This is a genomic window from Psychrobacter sp. NG27, assembly GCF_016106655.1.
Taxonomy (GTDB): domain Bacteria; phylum Pseudomonadota; class Gammaproteobacteria; order Pseudomonadales; family Moraxellaceae; genus Psychrobacter.
The window spans coordinates 529,142-551,786 of sequence record NZ_JADGIN010000001.1 but is presented as its reverse complement, the minus strand read 5'-3'; the positions used below and the strand labels follow the sequence as shown (position 1 = coordinate 551,786).

The window sequence follows — 22,645 nt, the reverse complement described above, 5'->3', positions numbered from 1 at the left end:
GACTGAAATACGCAACTTGTGTTAATTTCTCAAACTTACACTGTTTTTTTAAACCATTGTGCCCCAGTGACCTTGCAATTCCTGCGCCAATCGATAGGCTTCATGGTCATTCATGCCAGTAATAAAATCTAGGATATTTAATATATTGTGATAGATGTTATCCGATAAGTCGCGGCGATGCTCATTCAGATGTGGCTGTAGCAAGCTGAGCAGCCGCTGCTGTTCAAAAGACATCGATGCGCTGGCTATCGCTTGTGTGCCAGCCCAAGCCAGTGGCATAAAGGCGTCCAATAAACGATGTAAGCATTGATTGGCCATCAGCTCCATTCTTACTTTGCTTGGGTGATTGAATATCTTTTCGCGTGCTAGCTGTTTGGCTTGGTTGATGCCACTTTGTACACTGATATCACAGTGGTCAAATAGACTGCCCTGCAACGTGCCTGCTAGTAGCTCTTTATTATTGACCACAAAAGCATCGGTCACTGTGTTGACCAGCCGCATCATAGCACGTGCACGTAATGACGCTAGGCTTTGTCTGACAGATAGGTGTGTTAGCAAGCTAATATTACTAGGGCGCTCACCAATCAGCTCATAAAATATCGTGGCGACCTCCTGATAAGTGAGCATGTTTAGATTGATGCCATCCTCTAAATCTATGAGCGCATAGCAAATATCATCGGCCGCTTCTAGCAAATACGCCAGTGGATGTCTGGCAAAACCATCATGTTGCTCAGAGCGCGGCAGATTTAAGCACACTGCCAGCTCTTCTAGCTGAGCCGCCTCACTATAAAAACAGCCAAATTTTTGCACGTTGGTTGCGAGGCCGCCTAAATTTGTGCTTTGAGAAGTATCGTTGCTATGCGTCGCTAACCAAGGGTATTTCATAAAGGCACCCAAGGTCGCACAAGTGAGGCGCATGCCACCTTTGTCCGGATGGTGCTCATTATTGACGAGCAATCTGAACCCTTGCGCGTTACCTTCGTATGCCAGTAGATCTAGCTGTTCATGGGCGCTTAAGGTTTGCAAAATCGTCTGCGGCTCAGGCAGCCTGAACCAGTCCCGAATGGCATATTCTCCTGCATGACCAAAAGGCGGGTTGCCAATATCATGAGCGAGGCAGGCGGCTTGTACAATGACGCCAACATCCGCGGGCGAGATACCTGCTGGTAGACCATTGCCTAATTTATCATGGAGCTTCTCTGCTGCCATCATTGCTAAAGAGCGTCCAATACATGAGACCTCAAGCGAATGTGTTAGGCGAGTATGAATGCCGAGCTGATTGGTCAACGGATGGACTTGAGTTTTTTGATTGAGCTGTCTAAAGGAGTGCGAAAATACCAGTCTGTCATAGTCTTTATGAAATTGAGAACGAGTGCTCGTATTGGCATTAAATTTTTTGGCAGCGCCAAGACGCTGCGAGTTGAGAAGGTGAGACCATTGTGTGGTAAGAGACGGCAAAGAGGTTGGTGTACTTAGCATATTAAACATCCGAAACCAAAGGAGCCTATAGCATAGCAAAATAGCGCCCTTGGTAAAGATATATAGTCAGAGAACTACATTAAGATTTCTGGCAGTTAAAAAGCACTTCTTCCTTTTCGATAGCCACATTGCCGTCCAATGTTTTATTGAGTAAGGTTGCTTTGTCACCATTTACTTGCCAGATGATGCCATGAGTATCATCTAAGCCAATATCACTCATATAGATGTCCATATCAGCGTCACTATCAGCAGCAGCTGTTAAATCGTACTCTAGACCATCGATGAGTAGGGTCGCTGTCTGTGGCGTACTGTCGTTACCATAAGAAACCCCAATAGTAGCCGTAGGCTCACAAGAGAATGGCGTGCCTGCACTGGCATGGTCATGACCTTCGTGCTCGTCATGTTCTTCGTGATCGTGCCCTTCGTATTCTTCTTCCTCATGTTCTGCGTGCTCATGTGTTTCATGCTCATCGATTTGTACTACATTTTCAGGTTCTGGTGTCTCTTTATTAGGCTGACAGCCCAATAGTGAACCTGTCACCACACTGCCTATGAGCGCAGCATTTGCGAGTTTAGAAAAACAAAAATAAGCCGCCATAGTATAAGTCCTCAGATAAGCAAAAATAAAGATATGTTATAATATAACAATTAATACACAAAATAAAGCCGATGATGGAGAATCTCCATCATCGGCTCATTAGTTTTAAGTGCTATCTACCGCTTAACGCTACACGTTAAAGCGGAAATGCATCACATCACCATCTTGCACGATGTATGTTTTGCCTTCCAAACGCGATTTACCAGCAGCGCCTGCGCCTTTTTCACCGTTGTGTTCGATAAAATCGTCATAAGCGATGACTTCGGCACGAATGAAACCACGCTCAAAGTCAGTATGAATCACGCCAGCAGCTTGCGGGGCAGTTGCACCAACAGCGACGGTCCAAGCACGCACTTCTTTAACACCAGCGGTAAAGTACGTCTGCATATCAAGTAAGTCATAACCACCGCGAATGACTTGGTCAAGACCGGCTTCTTCCATATCCATCTCAGCTAAGAAGTCTTTTTTGTCGTCTTCATCAAGCTGAGCGATTTCAGATTCGATTTGGTTGCACAGAGCGATAACGATAGAGTCTTCACCAGTCGCATAGTTGCGCACCGCATCTAAGTATGGGTTATTCTCAAAGCCATCCTCACTGACGTTGGCGATATACATAGTCGGCTTTAGCGTGATTAAACCATAGCTTCTGATGAGTTTTTTCTCATCCGCATCGAGATTGGCGGCACGTGCTGCCTGACCATCTGCTAATAATGGCTCAATTTTTTTGAAGATATCAAGCATAGCACCAGCGTCTTTGTCACCGCCTTTGGCTTTTTTGGTCAAATTGAGTATAGCGCGCTCAACGGCCTCTAAATCTGCCAATGCGAGCTCAGTATTGATGGTTTCGATGTCATCAATCGGGCTAACGCGGCCATCGACGTGGACGACGTTGTCATCATCAAAACAGCGTACAACGTGAGCAATTGCATCAGTCTCACGGATGTTGGCTAGAAACTGGTTGCCCATGCCTTCGCCTTTTGACGCGCCTGCAACTAGACCTGCAATATCAACAAACTCCATGGTCGTTGGTAGCACGCGTTCAGGATTAACGATATCAGCCAATTTCTTTAGGCGTGGGTCTGGTACTGGTACGATACCGGTGTTGGGATCTTTGGTACAAAATGGAAAGTTTTCAGCGGCGATACCCGCTTTGGTCAACGCATTAAACAAGGTGGATTTACCCACGTTTGGTAGGCCGACGATGCCGCAATTAAAACCCATAACATTCTCTCAATGTATTAATAAAATCAGTTGGTATAAAGTTTGGTTAAATGATAAATCAAAATTGGGCACATTGTAGCAAATTTACCGGAATAGGGGTGAGGTTGTTACGGTATATGCTCAGGTTTTTACCTGATAATGATAAGCAGGTTGATGATAAAAGCAGGCTATATTTGAGGCTTGAAAATGAACAAGGTTAATCAATACGAGTGACACATAGTTTATGTGAGCTAATAAACCCTATTTTTTAATATGGTAAACTGTCACGTATAGATAACGGCTTAAATTTCACGAAAATTCAGCACATATATTCTGCTAAGTTTAGCAAATCATACTTATTCTAAAGCTATAAACAGTCAGGTGTAAGCTGATAATATCGCCAAAATAAAATGAAAGGCAAAATCCTATAATGACTACCACGATTTTTGACACGCGCCACTATAATTATCCGCAGAATTTTATGGAGATTAAGCCCAAGTTGGCACGTCTAGAAAAGGCGATTAAAAAGCTAGAGGCAAATTTAATCGATGCTAATAACGATGCCAATATTGAGCTGTTAAATCAAAGGCTCAATAGTGAGTTAGGATTAAAAGTAGACTATGCCCGGGAGTTAAATCCTGACCAATTATTAGCAGCCATAACTATCGAAGGCAAAGTATTGGTTATAGCTGGTGCAGGCTCTGGCAAGACCAAAACGCTTACGTATCGCACCAGTTATTTGTTAGAGAATGGGGTCACGCCCAAAAGCATCTTGCTACTGACTTTTACGCGTAAAGCTGCCAATGAAATCAAGAATCGTGCAAAGACTTTATTGACTAATAGTTTATCTGATGAGGATTTGGCTAAGGATAAACTGCCAACTGATAAGCGGCTCAACGATATCACTAGCGGTACTTTTCACTCATTCTGCAATATGCTGCTGCGTCAGTATTCAGGGCTACTCGGTATCAATCCGCGATTTACGATTTTAGATACTGGCGACAGCGAAGATGCCATCGACTTAATTCATAAAGAAAAAAAGTATCCTGCGCAAACCAAAAGCCAAGCCTTTCCACGTAAAAAGACGCTACAAAATATCATTTCTAGCTCTCGGAATAGACGCATTCATATCCGCGACTTAATCGAAAGCAGTTATCCTGATATCGCCGTACATATTCCGATTATCGAGCAATTGGCAGTCGATTTTCATGAATATAAGCGTGCCAATCATCTCTACGACTTTGACGATATTATTAGCCAAGTCGTGCGCCACTTAAAGACCAATGATACCTTTCGCCAAATGCTACAAAACCAATATCGCTACGTTATGGTTGATGAATATCAAGACACCAATATTCCGCAAAAGCAGTTAATCGACTTAATATGTGAGCCTGAGTCAGTATCGTTGATGGTGGTCGGTGATGACAATCAAAGTATTTATGCTTTCCGCGGTGCCAATTACGAAAATATTCTGTTATTCGGTGAGACCTATCCTGATGCCAAGCTGATTAAGCTCGAACAAAATTATCGTAGTACGCCCGCTGTTTTAGATTATATCAATGCCTTGTCAGCGCAAATCACGCTAGGCTATCAAAAGCAACTGTACTCTGGCGCATCGATAAGTGGGTACAAGCCAGTATTTAGCCGCCTAACCAATGAGACAAAAGAAGCCAAATATATCGCTGATAAAATAATCGAGCTAAAGTCGGATCATGACTACAACGGTTTTGCGGTACTGTGCCGCACGTCTTTTCAGTCCAACTATGTACAGCTAGAGTTTATGGAGCGTCATATTCCATTCATCGTGGTGGGTGGTATTAAGTTCGTTGAAAGGCGACATATCAAAGACGTATTGGCTTTTGTCAAAATTCTTTATAACCCCAATGATACGATTGCATGGCATCGAATTTTGACCTTGTTCCAAGGCGTTGGGACAGTCACCGCGACGCGTTTGACCCAAGCGATTAATGCCGATAACAATTCCTTTGAGCCACTACTCACAGCGAAGTTTTCTAAAAAAAGCGAACAGCTTGAGCCTTTATATCATACGCTTACTAAGGCAAGTCAGGCCGAATCAGTAGAGACGGTCATTGAGCATATTTTAGAGTTTTATATCCCTGTCTTAAAAACGATTGAAGAGAATTGGCGTGAGCGTAATGAGGATTTCCGTGTGCTCAAAAACTTGGCAACAGAACACAGCAGCCTTGATAACTTCTTAGAAAATTTGGCACTCGATCCACCTAATGACTCGGTAGCGACAACCAGTCAACCTGATGATAATGACAGTGATAAAGTGACTATCTCGACTATCCATAGTGCTAAAGGACTAGAGTGGCCAGTGGTGTTTGTCAATGCATTGGTCGATGGTATCACGCCGCATCATCGCTCGTTGGATGACTTTGAGGAGCTAGAAGAGGAACGGAAATTATTCTATGTTGCTTGTAGCCGCGCTAAGACCAGACTATATCTAACGGCGCCTGATTACTTTGCCAGTTATTCAGGGTATTTTGACAAGCCATCACGCTTCATCGCGGAGCTGTCTGCGAATGAGGTCACCGTCGAAGCTTCTAAACAGGTGAGAGAGGAGAATGATGATCCAGTGTGGTGGTAATTTTCTTTGTTCATCGATGACATGGCTGAGTCAGGTTTTCTACGACATCACTTAGCGTTGTAATTAGTACGTCATTATAAGAAGAGAAACTCGTGCAGGATTTCAGCCTTTTTTCCTCATTTTTGCTGTCAAGCCATTGCTAAATGCTTTAGCTATTCCTTTTGAAAATACGTTACTACTAAAGGGATAACCAAAAGTATTTAATAGCAAAAATATTTATGAGATTGGGGTTTCATATTTAGCTCAATGCGTTACTATTACCACCTTATTCCGTTAGACCCTCGTATTTGATACTCTGTATTAACACCCTAAGAAAAGGATAGGTTATGCGCTATGAAGTGATCGTTATCGGTGCAGGTATGGTTGGCACGTCAGTTGCGTGGCATTTACAAAAAAACAGTTCACAAGTACTGATGCTAGACAAGAAGCTGCCAGGGTCAGAGACCTCGTATGGTAATGCTGGATTGATTCAGCGCGAAGCCATTCATACCCATCCTTTTCCTCGTCAATTGACTGAGATGATCAGAGTATTACCGAACCAAGGTACTGATATTCGCTATCGTATCCCAGCGATTTTGCGTTACCATCAAGCGCTGCTACAGTACTGGAAATACTCTGTACCTGCGACTGTTAAGCAAATCGAATCAGAGTGGCAGACACTGATTGAACATTGCACCAGTGAGCATCAAACGATGATTGAAGCATCTGGTGCTGATGAGCTAATCACGCGTGACGGCTGGTTACAACTGCATCGTTCTGAAGAGACGTTTAAAGAAGCGCAAGTAGCAGCCATTGATGCACGCAATCAAGGGGTTGAGCATAATGTGTTGAACCTTACAGAACTAAAAGCCATGGAGCCTAGTGCCAATTTTGAAGGTTTCGTTGGTGCGATTCATTGGAAAAACTCTTGGCAAGTATCGAACCCAAGCTCGCTAGTGAAAGCCTATGCGAAAAACTTCCAAGAGATGGGCGGTACGATCAAAGAGAGCGATGTAAAAGAAATCGTACAAGACGGTGAAGGCTGGAAAATCATCACTGATAATGACACTTACTATAGTGACAAGTTGGTCATTGCAGCGGGTCCATGGTCGAACGACTTGATCAGACCACTTGGTTATAATCTGCCATTGTTCCCAATGCGTGGTTATCATCAGCATTTCAAAGTGACGGAAAAAAACACCATCAATCACAGTATGTTTGATATGGACAAAGGCTTTGTGATGGGTCCAATGCAGCAAGGTATCCGTATTACGACTGGTGCTGAGATGACCACCATGGATGCGCCAAAGAACTTTGGTCAATTAAAAACGGTTCTGAAGCTGGCTCGCAAAATCTTACCATTAGAAGATGCGGTAGAGTCTGAAGCTTGGGCAGGCTCACGTCCTTGTATGCCTGATATGAAGCCAGTTATTGGTCCTGCAGACAAGCATGACAAATTATGGTTTGCATTTGGTCACAGTCATCAGGGTTTCACCTTAGGGCCTATGACAGGGCGTCTGGTGGAAGAAATGGTTCATGAAAAGCCATCACTAGTAAACCTTGCACCATTTAGTGCTCAGCGTTTTTCAAAATAAGCGCATATCTGCTAGATTTAGCACAGACTTAAATTAATAAATTGAAGGTATATAATATGATAAAGAAGCTACACAGCACTCAACGTATGAGTAAAACCGTAATTCATAACCAGACTATCTATTTATGTGGTCAGGTAGGTAATGCTGAAGACGATATCAAAGCACAGACATTAACTTGCTTAGAAAAAATCCAAACCTTGCTAGAAGAAGTGGGTAGCGATAAATCAAAACTACTATCAGTAACGGTTTGGATCAAAGATATGGCAGATTTTGCTGCTATGAATGAAGTCTATGACAAATTTTTTGAAGGCATTCAACCACCAGCACGTGCTTGTGGCGAATCAGCATTGGCACGTCATGAGCTATTGGTTGAGATGATCGCCATCGCTGCTGAATAGTAATTTGTTCGTAGCACCTGTGTTAAATAAAAAGGCCATGATAGCGATATCATGGCCTTTTTATTTGAGAGTTAGTATCCTTTCCACACGGCTTGGCGCTTCTCAATAAAAGCATCAATACCTTCGCTCACATCGTTCGCCATCATATTGCCCGTCATCACGTCACTGGCATAGTCATAAGCATCTTCTAGTCTCATATCCAGTTGCTTATAAAACATGTCTTTACCAGTTCTTACCGCTACCGGAGACTTTGCAGTGATCGCCGTTACTAAGGACTGCAAGACTTGCTCTAATTGTTCTGCTGGCGCTACTCGATTGATCAAGCCATATTGTAAGGCAGTGTGCGCATCGATAAACTCACCAGTAATCAGCATCTCAAATGCTTGCTTACGAGGTAAGTTACGGCTGACTGCAACAGCAGGTGTGGAGCAGAAAAGTCCAACGTTTATCCCAGAGGTGGCAAACTTTGCATCATCAGCGGCTACTGCCAAATCACAAGCTGCGACTAGCTGACACCCTGCAGCGGTGGCAATGCCTTGCACTTTTGCGATGACGACTTGCGGCATCTGATTAATGGTTAGCATCATATGACTACATTGCTGGAATAAGGCACGATGAAATGCTTCATCTGAGTGCGCACGCATTTGCTTTAGATTATGACCAGCGCAGAATGCCTTGCCTGTCGCTTGAATAACCACAACTCTGACTGTAGCGTCTTGAGCGATGTTGTCTAGCTCTGTTTGCATGGCAGACAGTACTTCAACGGATAATGCATTAAATTGTTTTGGGCGATTCAGTGTGAGTGTGACCACGCCACTCTCTTTATTGTCTTCTCTAATAACAACAAGATCATCTATATCTAGAGTAATGTCAGATTGTGTCATTTATCATCCTTGATAATGGGTAGTTGGGTTTGGTAAGTGATATATACAGCTATCTAAATAGTAGCATGGCTTATAGTCTATACAATAGTTTATTAATATAGAGTGCTCAAAAACAAAAATAGCGCACTCAGGTGATGAGTACGCTATTGGTTTTTCAGTCAGATATAAGCTGTATTTATAATGAGCTTAGTATGCACCTTCGCTATAGATAAGCTCGTAGCTGTGGCTGTATATTTCAACGATGTTACCGAACGGGTCTTCCATATAAATCATGCGGTAAGGTTTTTCGCCAGGGTAGTAGTAACGTGGTTTTTCCATACGCTTTTTGCCGCCTGCTGCAACCATACGCTCAGCCAGCTCTTCAACATTTGGATCTTGAACACAGAAGTGAAAGATACCCGTTTTCCAGTATTCAAAATTATTTTCAGGATTTTCTTGGTTTTTAAATTCAAAAATCTCAACACCGATGCGGTCACCAGTAGATAGATGAGCGATACGGAAGCTGCCCCAACCTGAGCCGAATACTTCAGTACACATCTCACCAATAGGGCTGTCATCTTCGACAATCTCAGTAGGTTCCATGATGGTGTACCAACCCATCACTTCAGTATAGAATTTCACGGCGGCATCTAAGTCAGGTACTGACAGACCGATGTGCGAAAAGCTTCGTGGATAAACGTTGTTCATAGCTTGTGCTCCTGTTTGATGTGCGTTTTCTTTAACGTGAGGCCAGTATACAAATGCACCATCATTATGTAAAATTATCAAAAATTATATAAATAAGTATGAAACGTAATGATAAATATTACATGGCTACGTACCTTTTGCACGCTTGCTGAAGTTGGGCACTTTACCCGCACAGCTGAACGTCTATATATGACGCAGTCTGGTGTGAGCCAGCACATACATAAACTAGAGGAGCAGCTAGATACAGACTTGTTGATTCGAAAAGGAAAGCAGTTCTCATTGACCAATGCAGGTGAGCAACTCTATAAAGAAGCAGGCGATATATTGCAGCGGTTATCAAACCTAGAGCAACAAATCGGTGAAGATCCACCTTATGAAGGATTGGTGCGACTGATGTCACCGGGTAGCGTGGGGCTTAAGCTGTATCCGCAGCTGTTGACACTACAGCAGCAGCATCCTAACCTAGTGATTGATTATCGCTTTGCACCCAATGCTGATATTGAACGAGCACTGGGAAATCAGGAGATTGATATTGGTTTTATGACGGATATCTCAGGTGATGAGACAGTGAGTTGTAAGCCAGTGGCTCAAGAAGCATTAATACTAGTAACACCTGCGGCTACAGTAGAGCCAAGTTGGGAGCAGCTCATTAAGCTTGGATTTATTGATCATCCAGATGGTGCACATCATGCAGGTATGCTACTGACCGCCAATTACGAGCAATTCCAGCATATCAATGACTTTAAGAAAAAAGGCTTTTCTAATCAGATAGGTCTGATTTTAGAGCCCGTCAGTAGAGGAATAGGCTTTACCGTGCTACCTACACACGCAGTGGCTGCTTATCCAAAGCCTGAGCTTATTCACAGTCACTATCTACCCGTTGCCGTTAGCGAGACGCTATATCTTGCCATAAGACGACAGCAGACACTCTCTAATAGAATGCATACTGTCATTAATGAAGTAAAAAAATGGTTATAGAAATAGAGCAAGGTCAATATAGTATCAATGGATACATACGCTGACTATAAATTATAAATCTGCATTATGCCATTGATTGACCTAATTTGATGGCTGCCGCAATATTGGCTGCTGTCGTTTCGATATTGTCATAAGCCTGACTCAGCACATTATCGAGAGTATCTATCTTTTGAATACTTGGCATGATGACATCGAATTGGCTGGTTTGCGCAGGTTTTAGACCGTCTACACTGCCGCAGATAGCGATGACAGGCGTATTATTGGCTTTAGCGATATGACTGATACCGCCTGCCACTTTACCCATGGCAGTCTGTACGTCTAGTTTGCCTTCACCTGTGATGACCAGATCAGCCTCAGCGATATGCTCTGACAAATGAGCCACTTCGGCGACGGTGTTAAACCCTGATTTTAACTGCGCGTTAAAAAACGTCATCATCGCATAGCCAAGACCACCAGCGGCTCCTGCGCCTTCGACATTTTGGCAATCATCATAGCCTTGCTGGTCGCACACAGCCGCAAAGTGACTGAGTGCCTTATCCAGTTCGTTGACTTGCTCTGGATAAGCGCCTTTTTGAGGCCCGAACACGGCACTCGCGCCCAATAGTCCGCATAATGGGTTGGTTACATCACAAGCGACTTCAAACACCGTATCGAGAACCCTTGCATTAAGATGACGATTATCAATTCTGTGCAGCTGGGCAAGTGCGCCACCACCATGAGTGAGCAAGCTGTCATTAACATCATGAAATGTCATACCTAGCGCCATGAGCATGCCAAGCCCTGCGTCATTGGTTCCGCTACCACCCAGACCGATAATAATACGCTTGGCACCTTCGTCTAAAGCATCAGTAATCAGCTCACCGACACCATAACTACTGGTAGTAACAGGATTGCGTTCTGTCGCCTTTAACAAATGTAATCCGCAAGCTTGAGCAATCTCGATGACGGCAGTATTATCCGGTAATAGCAAGTATTTAGCCGTGATCGGTCGCATTAAAGGATCATGTACTCTAACGTCTTTCCAGCGTCCGCCCAATACATAAGACAATACCGCAGAAGTGCCTTCGCCGCCATCGGCCATTGGCAATAGCGTATAGTCAGCATCAGGAAATACCTGACTAAAACCAGATTGGATAGCACGGCAAACATCCAGTGCTTCTAAGCTTTCTTTGAACGAGTCGGGGGCGATTAAAATCTTCATGAATGTCTCTCTGGGTATTTTTGAACGTCTTTCTGGATATTTCAGCGAATGTGTTAAATGAACACTGTTAAATAAATACTAAGGTCAACAGCCAGATAAACACAATACTGGTCACACCTTGAATACCAGTCGCCATTGAATGGGCTTTGTATGCCTGTGACACACTCATGCGGCTAAACTGACTGACAATCCAAAAGAAGCTGTCATTGGCATGTGAGATAGTCATGGCGCCTGCACCAATTGCCATCACACAAAATACACGACCTAGCTCACTGTCTAGACCAATTTGATCCAATAACGGTGCAACCATTGCAGAGGTGGTGACCAGGGCAACTGTGGTCGAGCCTTGCGCAGTCTTTAACGCAGCAGAGACGATGAATGGCATAAAGATACCAAGTCCTAATGCAGACAATGTCGTACCTAAATAGTCACCAATTGGTGTCACTTTTAGCATGGCACCAAATGCACCACCAGCACCAGTAATCAATAAGATAGGTGCGGCAACGACCAAACCTTGTGAAATACTATCACTGATTTGCTGTGTCTTTTGCTCGGTATTGATAAGTAAGAATGACAAAAACAGACCAATGAGCAGTGCCGTTAGAGGATTACCAATAAATACCAAGATATCTGTCAACGTACCACTACCAAACGGTGCGCTTGGAAAGTTGGCAACAGATGATAAGCAGATCAATAGGATAGGAACGATAATAGGTAAAAACGCCATCGTCGCTGACGGCATATTGCTATAGTCATCACGCGTTTTCATGTTTTCAGGTAACGTCGCTGCTGGTGCATCCAGCGCATCTATATTATCAGGCGTCACATTCAGAAAGCGATTAGACCACCACCAGCCAGCCAATACAGCAACGGCTGTCACGACCACACCGACCATGATGACCAAACCTAAATTAGACTCTAGTCCTAGATTACCTGCCGCTGCAATCGGACCTGGGGTTGGTGGTACAAAGGTATGAGTGGCATATAGACCAGTGGCTAAGGCAATACTCATCGCCACACTAGAGACTTTTAAACGCTCAGCTAAGGTCTCTTTTAAAGAGTTTAAGATGATGTAGCCTGAGTCACAAAATACCGGTACTGACACGACTGCACCGACGATAGACATGGTCAGAGTAGGGAAGCGTGGCCCCAACACTTTGATAACGGTTTCTGCCATCACGATAGCAGCACCAGTTTTTTCAAGGATTAAGCCGATAATGGTACCGAATACAATTACTAGACCGATATAACCTAAGATACCGCCGAAACCATCAGAGATCGTCTTAGCGACAGTATTAAGCGGTACTTGGTAGAATAGTGCTACCAAAAATGCTGACAATATCAACACTAAAAAAGGATGCCACTTTAATTTTGCGGTAGCGAAAATAATAAAAAGAATGGTCAGCACAAGCCAAAATACAATCATCACTGTCTCAATATGGTTTATATCTTAATGAATTATTCATGCGAACAGGCATCAATAACGATACGAAATTTTAAAGGGGCATATTTTATAGTAAATAGACGCGACTAGGAAATAAATTTAAGGAAGAGAAGCTGTTATCGGTCATTTTCCAAGCGTATCTGAGGTTCTTTGTGAGACCATTCTATATGCTGTATCATTATTTCTATCATTCTTAAACCAAAAAAACTGGCCATTTATAATGACCAGTTTTAACTGAGCTATGAGTACTAATATCTAAATTATTATTGTTATCAAGATAGTATTTTTAGTGAGGTCTATTTTTAAGCAATCTTGTCAAAAAATGCTTTATTATCTCCGGCTATCAAAGTACCAAAACTAACATAAATGCCCTGATCATCTAATGTGGCGTACCAATGGTCATCATTGCCACTGGTCAGCAGCTGAAAGTACTTGTCGTTGACGATTCTACCGACCGTATAAACTTCGCCTTCGGCATAGTATTCATTACCTTGGGTACAGATGAGTTTATCATCAGTATGGATATCATTATTTTCTTTCATATTCTTGCGCCCTATCAGTCCATAAGATAGCAGTAGGTTATCAATTCTGCTAATGATAATAAAGATGATTATATAAGCAGTATCTTGTTGTCTGGTATAGCATTTTTAAGTGAGTTGTTGCATTTAGTTACTACAATATTGCATGAATAACATCGCTATCCAAGCAATAGGTTTTTTGATAATCCTAAGCTGTTTGGTGATATATAAAATCTTAATTTAGCGTGATAGAGCTGTATGGATTAATAATATGAGTGGCTTATATATAACTCTAAACCAAAAAATGGCACGCATAAAAAAACCAGCGACATTGAGTCACTGGTTTTTTTAGAACTGAACCTAACTATCGAGAAGATTATTCTTCAGAATAGTCTTCGCCAGCTTCTTCTTCGTCAGCTAAATCTTCGTTGCTATCTTCAGAAAGAATAGTCACTAAGATGCTAGCAGTAACGTCATGGTGTAGCTGAATATCAACATTGTATTCGCCAACTTGACGTAAAGTGCCTTCAGGAAGCTTGATTTCAGCACGGTCTACTTCTAGACCTGAGTTAGTCAATGCTTCAGCGATATCGCGAGTACCGATAGAGCCGAATAGCTTGCCTTCGTCGCCTGATTTAGCGCGCATGATAACATTAACGTCAGTCAATGCATCAGCACGTTCTTGAGCAACAGCTACTTCTTTCGCTTCTTCAGCTTCAAGCTCAGCACGACGTGCTTCGAACTTTTCAATGTTAGCTTTAGTAGCAGGTAGTGCTTTACCCAAAGGGATAAGAAAGTTACGTCCGTAACCTGGTTTCACATCGACAGTTTCACCGAGTTTACCAAGGTTGACGATACGCTGTAACAAAATAATTTGCATGAGTCATTCCTAGTTAATTAACGGTTAACCCTGATGGTTATCAGTGTATGGAAGTAGCGATAAATAACGAGCTTGCTTGATAGCAGTAGCTAGTTGACGCTGATATTTAGTAGATGTACCGGTAATGCGGCTTGGTACGATTTTACCATTATCACTGATATACTGTTTTAGCAATTCAACATCTTTATAATCGATGTGAGTGATGCCTTCAGCAGTGAAACGGCAGAATTTGCGACGGCGATAGAAACGTGCCATGAGTATTCTCCTTTAATTAGTCTTCACTGTTGTCGTTGTCGTCATTATCGTTTTCACGACTGTCTGGACGACGAGTAGTTGCTTTGCGTGCGCGTTTTTCATCGGCATTCTTGGCTAACTGCGACTCTTCAGTGACAGCGTCGTCACGGCGCATAACTAGACTACGAATGATCGCGTCGTTATAACGGAATAATTCTTCAAGTTCAGCTAAAGTTTCACCGTCAGTTTCAATGTTGAAAAGAACGTAATGAGCTTTGTGAATCTTGTTGATTGGGTAAGCCAGTTGACGACGGCCCCAATCTTCTAAACGATGGATAACACCGTTGTTGTCTTGAACTAACTTGATGTAGCGCTCAACCATGCCGACCACTTGGTCGCTTTGGTCTGGGTGTACAAGTAACACCAGTTCGTAATGTCGCATTATGACTCCTTACGGATTAGTAGCTATTAACCCTATGTTAATAGCAAGGAGATTTATAAGGTAAGCCCAAATCCTACAAAAAATAATGAGGAATAAGCTTAGTTTATAAAGCGCCGTATTATAACAGTACTCGGCAACTAACACAAAGGTTAATCACTGAGGCACTGTCAATAAAATATAAAAATGGTGAATATATCTTTACCAACAAAAAAAGCAACGATCGTACGCTGCTTTTCTATAAATATAATGAGCTATATCATCGATAACCTAATCAAAAAACGGTTATTCAGATTTTGATTTTTTTACCAACTGACTGCTGTCTGCTTTTACCACCAAAGTTTTGGCAAGTTTGTCGTGCCAGCCGATATTTTCAGGGCTTTTCGATGCCATGTAATAGTGAATAGCAATAATCACAAAGCCTAGAAAGCTGGTAAATGAAAATAGTAAGTTATAGATAATAAATAGCAGTAGCGTACGCGTACCAATCAGCTTAATAAACGAAGGCAGACGGTGCGTGGTTTGATCGACGACCCGAATACCAGTGATGACTTTACCTAGTGATTGACCACGCATGGTAATAAATACCAGCTGCAGTGCAAAGAGACCAAAAACCATTACCTGTGACATCATCAATGTGCTACTAGGAAGGCTTTCCATGAGTGTCATTGAGTACTGATAAGCGGCGTCCATATCTTGAATGTTTTGGAACTTGGTATAATCCACATCCATTTTGGTCAATGCCATTACTAGTGGTAGTATGGCCAATATGTACAATAAACCATTAAGCGCGGTTGCCAATATGCGTGACATGATAGGCGCAAGTACCACATTGCCAACGACTTTGTCTGCAGCAGTTTTTTTGGCAGTAGTTTTGCTCAACGATACATTGTTATGCGGCGTTTGATGACGATTGGTCGTCATATCAGCTTTCACGTTTTTAGGACGTTCAGGCTTGCCATATAGTCTATCTAACGATACAGACTTATCATCTTTTGCTTTGTTGGTATCTTCAGGGAAGACGGTCACATTATTAATGATAGAGTCATTTACTTCAGGAGTGTTAGCACTGGTCGGTCTATAAACCGTTTGATTATTGGTTAAGTCACCGACGCGTTGCCACTGACCCAAACCATCATGCCACATCAAATCATCCAGAAACACTTCACCAGATGCCAGCATGATATTGAGCTGAGCCAAATCATATGGGCCAGCTTGTACGTTATTTCGAGCAAGGAAAATCTGCATAATTGCCTGCATAGTTAGTCATGTCTTGATACATTATATTAGGGTCTATTTGAAAAAATCAAATAGACCCTAATGGTGGTATCTTTAGTGACTGTGTGAATGACCGTTAGAACTCAATCTAATGGTTTACTTTGCTTCTTCACCAGCTAAGAAGAACCAAGTATCTAGTACAGAATCAGGGTTCAATGAAACTGAGCTGATACCTTGTTCCATGAGCCAGAACGCTAGATCTGGATGGTCTGATGGACCTTGACCACAGATACCGACATATTTGTTTTGCTTACGGCAAGCATCGATAGCCATAGATAACAGCTTCTTAACCGCAGGATCACGCTCATCAAATAGGTGAGAGACGATACCTGAATCACGATCTAGACCAAGCGTTAACTGAGTCAAGTCGTTAGAGCCGATTGAAAAACCATCGAAGTATTCTAGGAATTCTTCTGCCAATAGGGCATTGGTCGGTAGTTCACACATCATGATGATGCGCAGACCGTTTTCACCACGTTTCAGACCATTTTTCTCAAGTAGCTCGATGACCTGTGCTGCTTCGCCAACGGTACGTACGAAAGGAATCATAATCTCGACGTTGGTCAAGCCCATCTCGTCACGTACGCGTTTTAGTGCTTTACACTCAAGCTCAAAGCAGTCACGGAAGTTGTCAGACACATAACGACTGGCACCGCGGAAACCAAGCATTGGGTTTTCTTCTGATGGCTCGTATAACTTACCACCTAACAAGTTTGCGTATTCGTTAGATTTAAAATCTGACATACGAACGATGACTGGCTGATCCATAAACGCAACGGCTAGGGTTGAGATACCTTCAACCAATTTATCAACATAGAAGTCAACAGGTGAGGCATAACCAGCGATACGCTCTTGGATGGCTTGTGCAATTTCACGTGGCAAGCTGTTCATGTTTAGCAAGGCTTTTGGATGCACACCAATCATACGGTTGATGATGAATTCTAGACGCGCAAGACCAATACCTTCGTTTGGCATTTGCGTGAATGAGAATGCACGATCTGGGTTACCAACGTTCATCATGACTTTGAACGCAAGATCTGGCATAGACTCAACAGAGTTGGTCTGTACTTCAAAGTCGATTTGGCTCTCATAAATGAAACCAGTGTCACCTTCAGCACAAGAAGCGGTCACGTCTTGACCATCAACCAATAGCTCTGTTGCGTTACCACAACCAACGATGGCTGGTACGCCTAGCTCACGCGCGATGATAGCTGCGTGACAAGTACGGCCACCACGGTTAGTGATGATAGCAGAAGCGCGCTTCATGACTGGTTCCCAATCCGGATCAGTCATATCTGATACGAGTACGTCGCCTTCTTGTACTTTGTCCATCTCGTTTAGATTGCTAACGATACGCACTTTACCTGAACCGATACGTTGACCGATTGAACGACCTTCACACAATACTTTTGCATTGGTGGTGTCAATGATATAACGCTCCATGACATTGCTGTCTTGGCGACTCTTAACGGTCTCAGGACGTGCTTGAACGATAAAGATTTCGTTAGTATCGCCGTCTTTTGCCCATTCGATATCCATCGCTTGGCCATAATGCTTTTCGATCGTTACGGCTTGTTTGGCAAGTGAGGTCAGCTCTTCAGTAGATAACGAGAACTGCATACGATCTTGTTTTTCAACATCGATAGTTTTAACTGATTTGGCAGTGCTGCCTTCATCGCCATAAACCATTTTCTTATGCTTGCTGCCTAGGTTACGGCGGATAACTGATGGCTTACCGTTGGCTAGCAATTGTTTTGAGATATAGAATTCATCTGGGTTAACCGCACCCTGTACGACCATTTCGCCTAGGCCGTAGCTTGACGTGATAAATACCACTTGATCAAAACCACTTTCGGTATCAAGTGTGAACATCACACCAGCAGCGCCAGTCTCTGAACGTACCATACGCTGTACGGCAGCAGACAATGCAACGCCTTCGTGCTCAAACCCTTTGTGTACACGATAAGAGATAGCACGGTCATTATATAGTGACGCAAATACTTCTTTAATCGCAATCAGAACGTTATCAATACCGCGAATGTTTAGGAATGTCTCTTGCTGACCAGCAAATGAGGCATCTGGCAAATCTTCGGCAGTGGCAGAAGAACGCACGGCAACAGCGATGTCTTCGCCGCCACTCATGGTTTCAAATGACTGACGCACTTCTTGCTCAAGATCTTTTGGCAGCTCTTGTTCAATAATCCAAGTACGAATCTTTTTACCCGTTTCTGCAAGTTTTTTGACATCATCAACATCTAATGTTTTTAGTTCGCTGTTGATTTTGTCAAGCAAGCCAGTTTCGTTCAAAAAACGGTTAAATGCATTTGAAGTGGTGGCAAATCCGCCTGGAACACTAACACCCAAATCAGACAAATGGCTGATCATTTCACCTAATGAGGCGTTCTTACCGCCGACCATCTCAATGTCGTCTTTTCCTAGCTGATCAAGATTGATTACAAGTGCTGTAGATTGCGCTGCCATGATAACTCCAGAAAATAAGGTTATTTAGTAAGGATTATAACGGTGGATTATACCGCCATATTTAGAGAATTTCGAGGGGTTTGACCAAAAAACTTGTTAAAAATATACAAATTATGGGATTCGCTACATAATTTGTAGCAGCTATCTTAATATTTGGTTGTCTGAGTATGAGCAGAATACCAATCATGATACTAATGAGATAAGCTTTTAATTGATCATTGAACTATTATCTAACGTTATATTACCCATTAAAATTGTGTAACAAACAGTCGTAAAACTGGTCGAGCATTTTTGATATATCATTAGCATTGACACTTTGATCTGTCTTATCGTTATTTAGCTTATATAGTTAGTCAATCGTTTGGTAAAGAGCAAATAAGATAAGGTAATGAAACTAAAATCTGTGTTGGTTCTCAATTGTACAGGGGTAACATTGATTTCTATTAGGGTGCTAATATGCGTATAATATAGCGCATGGCTAGGCAGTATAAATGACTATACCTGTAGTATGTGAAAGCGTGCTAATTCCGAATATGCCCACCGAAAAATAAGACTGATTAATATGCAGTCAGAAATATTCCAGTGAAATGAAGATTATTATTGAGTTTTCAACCGAGGTGTCAACGTTATGTACTCAAGCAATCCGTCTGAACAAGTCAAGTCCACTATCCAAAATCGTCATGCACTGAATTTGGACAGCTCTCAAACGGTTAGAACAGCCTTTTTTATCTCAGATGGAACAGCCATTACGGCTGAGACACTTGGCCGTGCCATTTTGAGTCAGTTTGCTTCAATACCTTTTGAGACACGCGTATTGCCTTATGTAGACAGTATTGAGCGTGCAGAAGATGCCGTTGAGCAAATCAATATGGCCTATCAACGGGACGGATTTTTGCCCTTAGTATTTGATACGATTGTGAACCCTGATATCCGTGAAAAGATTAATGCGGCACAAAGCTGTAATTTGGATATGTATGAAGGTTTGATTGGCCGCGTCGCAGAAGAGACAGGTGTAGAGCCAGATGGACATTCAGGCCATGCCCACGACAATGTCGATTCTGAGACCTATAAAGAGCGTATCGATGCGGTTCATTTCGCTTTGGACAATGATGATGGTGCGCGTACGCGTCATTATAATGCTGCAGATATTATTTTGGTTGGGGTATCACGCTCTGGCAAAACGCCAACATCACTATATTTAGCATTACAGTTCGGTATTCGAGCGGCCAACTATCCTTTGACCGAAGATGATCTGTATGACAACCAGCTACCAAAAGCCTTGCGTGAGCACAAAGACAAACTGTTTGGCTTACTGATCGATACCGATCGCTTAGTAAAAATCCGTCAAGAGCGCCGTGCAGGCAGCCGTTACTCTAGCTATCAGCAGTGCCAACAAGAGCAGCGCGCGATACAGGGCATCTATATTACGCACGGTATTCCAAGCTTGGATGTGTCTGAGATGTCTGTTGAAGAGATCGCCACACGTATCTTACAGAAAACCGGTCTCAAACGCCGTATTGGTTAATTGAGTATCAATAAAAACAGTAACGAAGATATGCTACTTAACACAACATCATTATGCAGAGAATCTTATGATTTCATTTTATCAGTCTAGCAAGGCACCGTTATTATTGGCAGGCTTGTTGAGTGCGACCGCTTTATTGAGTGCTTGTCAAACGTCACCATTTGCAAAGGATCCAGTACCTGAGCCGCGTTATATACCAAGTGTGGTGTTGGGAGAGGCGCAGACGTTGACCATCATGCCAAACCGTGTGGCGTGCGAATCCGCATTACCGATGCAGTGCCTGCTTGCCAAATCGAGAGATGGCAGCGTGTTCCAAATCCCTTATGACTGGATTGATGACTTTGCCCCCAGCCTTGGTACAGAATATGTGATCAGCGCCCGCCCGCAAATCGATGAAGGACAGCAAAGCGCTACTGGCCATTGGACATTGCAAAACATACTGTCACAACGTATGGTAGGCACGATTTAGTATAGTGAGTCTGATTCACATCTACATAGATTCATTTATTTGTCTCAATATCTATCTAATAAATACAAAGAGGGCATCATGGTAAGTAAAAGTGCAAGCGACGCGACCAATGATACGGGTAAAGACGTTCATACCGAAGTATCCAATAAAGAAAACGGCCGCACGCCTAACCCTGAGCATACCGAAGGCAAAGACAAAAAACAAAGAATTGAACAAACTCATGAGCAAGTCACAGATGACGTCATGCACCATCCTGACCTTATCAATCCGCTTGATGACACCCGCATTGATATCAAATCTGGTTTTGCCAAAGACTCTCGTCGTCTAAAGAGCGATGATCATAAGTATGAGTATGATGTAGTGATATTGGGAGCAGGGCCTGCTGGTGAAGCGGCTGCTATGAAACTCACCAAGTCTGGCAAGCGAGTCGTCGTCGTTGATCCGCGTGATCAGGTGGGCGGAAACTCGACGCACGTAGGAACTATTCCTAGTAAAGCGCTGCGCCAATCGGTCTTTAACTTGATTAACTTTCGCCGTGATCCAATGTTCACTAAGGCGATGGAATATAAACAAGTGCCGCTTAATAGAGTGCTTGCCAATGCGCGTCAAGTGATACGTCGGCAAGTCAACACTCACACGGGGTTTTATGAGCGTAACCGTATTGAAGTGATCCAAGGTTGGGGCAGTTTTGTCGATAAACACACCCTGCGTATTGAAACCGACGACAATGTGTTTGAGACCATCACCTTTAACAAAGCTATCGTAACAGTGGGTAGTCGTCCGTATCGCCCAGACATTTTAGACTTCAACCATCCACGCGTTTTTGATTCTGATAAAATTCTACAAATGGATTATATCGTTAAAAAAATCATCATTTATGGTGCTGGCGTGATTGGCTGTGAGTATGCTTCTATCTTTACGGGTCTTGGTTATAAGGTTGATTTAATTAACAACCAAGATCAGCTGCTCAACTATCTTGATAGTGAGATTAGTGATGCGATTGCACACGATTTTAGACAATTTGGTGTGCTTATCCGCAGTAATGAAGAGATTGATCATCTTGAAACGCATGACGACTGTGTCATCCTGCATCTCAAAAGTGGTAAAAAAATCAAATCAGATGCAATTCTGTGGTCAAACGGACGCTCAGGTAATACCGAAGGTCTAAACCTAGAAGCCATTGGGCTCAAAGCGAACAGCCGTGGTCAGCTAAAAGTTGATGACACTTATCGTACGGACGTCGATAACATCTATGCAGCAGGGGATGTGATCGGTTGGCCATCATTAGCATCAGCGGCTTATGACCAAGGACGCTGTGCAGCTGCCTTTATGGTTGGTGATAGCGATGCTGAACCCGTATCTAGCGTACCGACTGGTATCTATACGATTCCTGAAATCTCTTGTATCGGCAAAACCGAGCAAGAGCTGACGGACGAAAAAGTCCCTTATGAAGTCGGACAAGCATTCTTTAAGCATTTGGCACGCGCACAAATCATTGGTGAGCGTACGGGCGTACTCAAAATCCTATTCCATCGTGAGACGCTAGAGATTCTAGGGATTCACTGCTATGGTAATCACGCCTCAGAGATTATCCATATTGGACAGGCGGTCATGAAGTGTAACAACACGCTTGAGTATTTCGTCAATACGACCTTTAACTATCCAACGATGGCAGAAGCCTATCGTGTGGCGGCCCTCAATGGTTTGAATCGAGTGTTTTAAACCGTAAAGATGATTGAACATTTAGACTTATACGATCATCTCAAT

Annotated in this window: 20 protein-coding genes; 7 read left to right on the top strand and 13 right to left on the bottom strand. The window is 42.9% G+C overall.

Features of this window, described 5'->3' with window-relative positions; genetic code table 11:
• Positions 1-48: 48 nt before the first annotated feature.
• From IP485_RS02180 to ychF, 3 genes are all read right to left on the bottom strand, one after another.
• Complete coding sequence (locus IP485_RS02180) at positions 49-1,479, bottom strand: deoxyguanosinetriphosphate triphosphohydrolase (protein ID WP_198325804.1); 1,431 nt, start codon at positions 1,477-1,479, stop codon at positions 49-51.
• 79 nt (positions 1,480-1,558) lie between these two features.
• Complete coding sequence (locus IP485_RS02175; protein WP_198325803.1) at positions 1,559-2,077, bottom strand: hypothetical protein; 519 nt, start codon at positions 2,075-2,077, stop codon at positions 1,559-1,561.
• A gap of 129 nt (positions 2,078-2,206) precedes the next feature.
• On the bottom strand, positions 2,207-3,298 hold the full coding sequence (gene ychF, locus IP485_RS02170; RefSeq protein WP_198325802.1) for a redox-regulated ATPase YchF: 1,092 nt from the start codon (positions 3,296-3,298) through the stop codon (positions 2,207-2,209).
• Positions 3,299-3,707: 409 nt separating this feature from the next.
• Between ychF and IP485_RS02165 the strand changes: the two genes are divergently transcribed.
• The 3 genes from IP485_RS02165 (at position 3,708) to IP485_RS02155 (ending at position 7,860) form a co-directional block, all read left to right on the top strand.
• Positions 3,708-5,888: an ATP-dependent helicase gene (locus IP485_RS02165; RefSeq protein WP_198325801.1), complete on the top strand. Its 2,181-nt coding sequence runs from the start codon at positions 3,708-3,710 to the stop codon at positions 5,886-5,888.
• 326 nt (positions 5,889-6,214) lie between these two features.
• Entirely contained in the window at positions 6,215-7,462 is a 1,248-nt protein-coding gene (locus IP485_RS02160; protein ID WP_198325800.1) for an NAD(P)/FAD-dependent oxidoreductase, read from the top strand.
• Between the two features lie 59 nt (positions 7,463-7,521).
• A complete protein-coding gene (locus IP485_RS02155; protein ID WP_198326002.1) occupies positions 7,522-7,860 on the top strand; it encodes a RidA family protein in 339 nt (112 codons plus the stop codon).
• Between the two features lie 71 nt (positions 7,861-7,931).
• On the opposite strand, the gene IP485_RS02150 is transcribed toward IP485_RS02155, so the two are convergent.
• Together IP485_RS02150 and IP485_RS02145 are read right to left on the bottom strand one after the other, a co-directional pair.
• On the bottom strand, positions 7,932-8,744 hold the full coding sequence (locus tag IP485_RS02150) for an enoyl-CoA hydratase (RefSeq protein WP_198325799.1): 813 nt from the start codon (positions 8,742-8,744) through the stop codon (positions 7,932-7,934).
• 186 nt (positions 8,745-8,930) lie between these two features.
• Positions 8,931-9,431: a lactoylglutathione lyase family protein gene (locus IP485_RS02145; RefSeq protein ID WP_194197411.1), complete on the bottom strand. Its 501-nt coding sequence runs from the start codon at positions 9,429-9,431 to the stop codon at positions 8,931-8,933.
• A 108-nt stretch (positions 9,432-9,539) separates the two neighbouring features.
• On the opposite strand from IP485_RS02145, the gene IP485_RS02140 reads away from it, so the two are divergent.
• Positions 9,540-10,409, top strand: a complete 870-nt coding sequence (locus IP485_RS02140) for a LysR family transcriptional regulator (RefSeq protein ID WP_198325798.1) — start codon at positions 9,540-9,542, stop codon at positions 10,407-10,409.
• A gap of 64 nt (positions 10,410-10,473) precedes the next feature.
• On the opposite strand, the gene IP485_RS02135 is transcribed toward IP485_RS02140, so the two are convergent.
• The 8 genes from IP485_RS02135 to ppsA form a co-directional block, all read right to left on the bottom strand.
• Complete coding sequence (locus tag IP485_RS02135) at positions 10,474-11,610, bottom strand: glycerate kinase (RefSeq protein ID WP_198325797.1); 1,137 nt, start codon at positions 11,608-11,610, stop codon at positions 10,474-10,476.
• A gap of 67 nt (positions 11,611-11,677) precedes the next feature.
• Positions 11,678-13,036 carry a GntP family permease gene (locus IP485_RS02130; RefSeq protein WP_197133876.1) on the bottom strand — a complete coding sequence of 453 codons (1,359 nt, stop codon included), beginning with the start codon at positions 13,034-13,036 and terminating at the stop codon, positions 11,678-11,680.
• Positions 13,037-13,356: 320 nt separating this feature from the next.
• The gene (locus IP485_RS02125) at positions 13,357-13,596 is read right to left on the bottom strand and encodes a hypothetical protein (RefSeq protein WP_198325796.1); all 240 of its coding nucleotides are present in this window, start codon (positions 13,594-13,596) and stop codon (positions 13,357-13,359) included.
• Between the two features lie 352 nt (positions 13,597-13,948).
• Complete coding sequence (rplI, locus tag IP485_RS02120) at positions 13,949-14,452, bottom strand: 50S ribosomal protein L9 (protein ID WP_197175574.1); 504 nt, start codon at positions 14,450-14,452, stop codon at positions 13,949-13,951.
• A 24-nt stretch (positions 14,453-14,476) separates the two neighbouring features.
• Entirely contained in the window at positions 14,477-14,707 is a 231-nt protein-coding gene (gene rpsR, locus IP485_RS02115; protein WP_010198808.1) for a 30S ribosomal protein S18, read from the bottom strand.
• A gap of 16 nt (positions 14,708-14,723) precedes the next feature.
• The gene (rpsF, locus tag IP485_RS02110) at positions 14,724-15,128 is read right to left on the bottom strand and encodes a 30S ribosomal protein S6 (protein ID WP_045446907.1); all 405 of its coding nucleotides are present in this window, start codon (positions 15,126-15,128) and stop codon (positions 14,724-14,726) included.
• A gap of 282 nt (positions 15,129-15,410) precedes the next feature.
• On the bottom strand, positions 15,411-16,385 hold the full coding sequence (locus IP485_RS02105; RefSeq protein ID WP_198325795.1) for an RDD family protein: 975 nt from the start codon (positions 16,383-16,385) through the stop codon (positions 15,411-15,413).
• Between the two features lie 114 nt (positions 16,386-16,499).
• Positions 16,500-18,884: a phosphoenolpyruvate synthase gene (gene ppsA, locus IP485_RS02100; protein WP_198325794.1), complete on the bottom strand. Its 2,385-nt coding sequence runs from the start codon at positions 18,882-18,884 to the stop codon at positions 16,500-16,502.
• Positions 18,885-19,512: 628 nt separating this feature from the next.
• Here ppsA and IP485_RS02095 point away from each other — a divergent pair.
• From IP485_RS02095 to sthA, 3 genes are all read left to right on the top strand, one after another.
• Complete coding sequence (locus tag IP485_RS02095; RefSeq protein WP_227669409.1) at positions 19,513-20,409, top strand: pyruvate, water dikinase regulatory protein; 897 nt, start codon at positions 19,513-19,515, stop codon at positions 20,407-20,409.
• Positions 20,410-20,476: 67 nt separating this feature from the next.
• On the top strand, positions 20,477-20,878 hold the full coding sequence (locus IP485_RS02090; protein WP_194363018.1) for a DUF4377 domain-containing protein: 402 nt from the start codon (positions 20,477-20,479) through the stop codon (positions 20,876-20,878).
• 78 nt (positions 20,879-20,956) lie between these two features.
• Positions 20,957-22,600 carry a Si-specific NAD(P)(+) transhydrogenase gene (gene sthA / locus IP485_RS02085; RefSeq protein WP_194363019.1) on the top strand — a complete coding sequence of 548 codons (1,644 nt, stop codon included), beginning with the start codon at positions 20,957-20,959 and terminating at the stop codon, positions 22,598-22,600.
• The last annotated feature ends 45 nt before the right edge of the window (positions 22,601-22,645 follow it).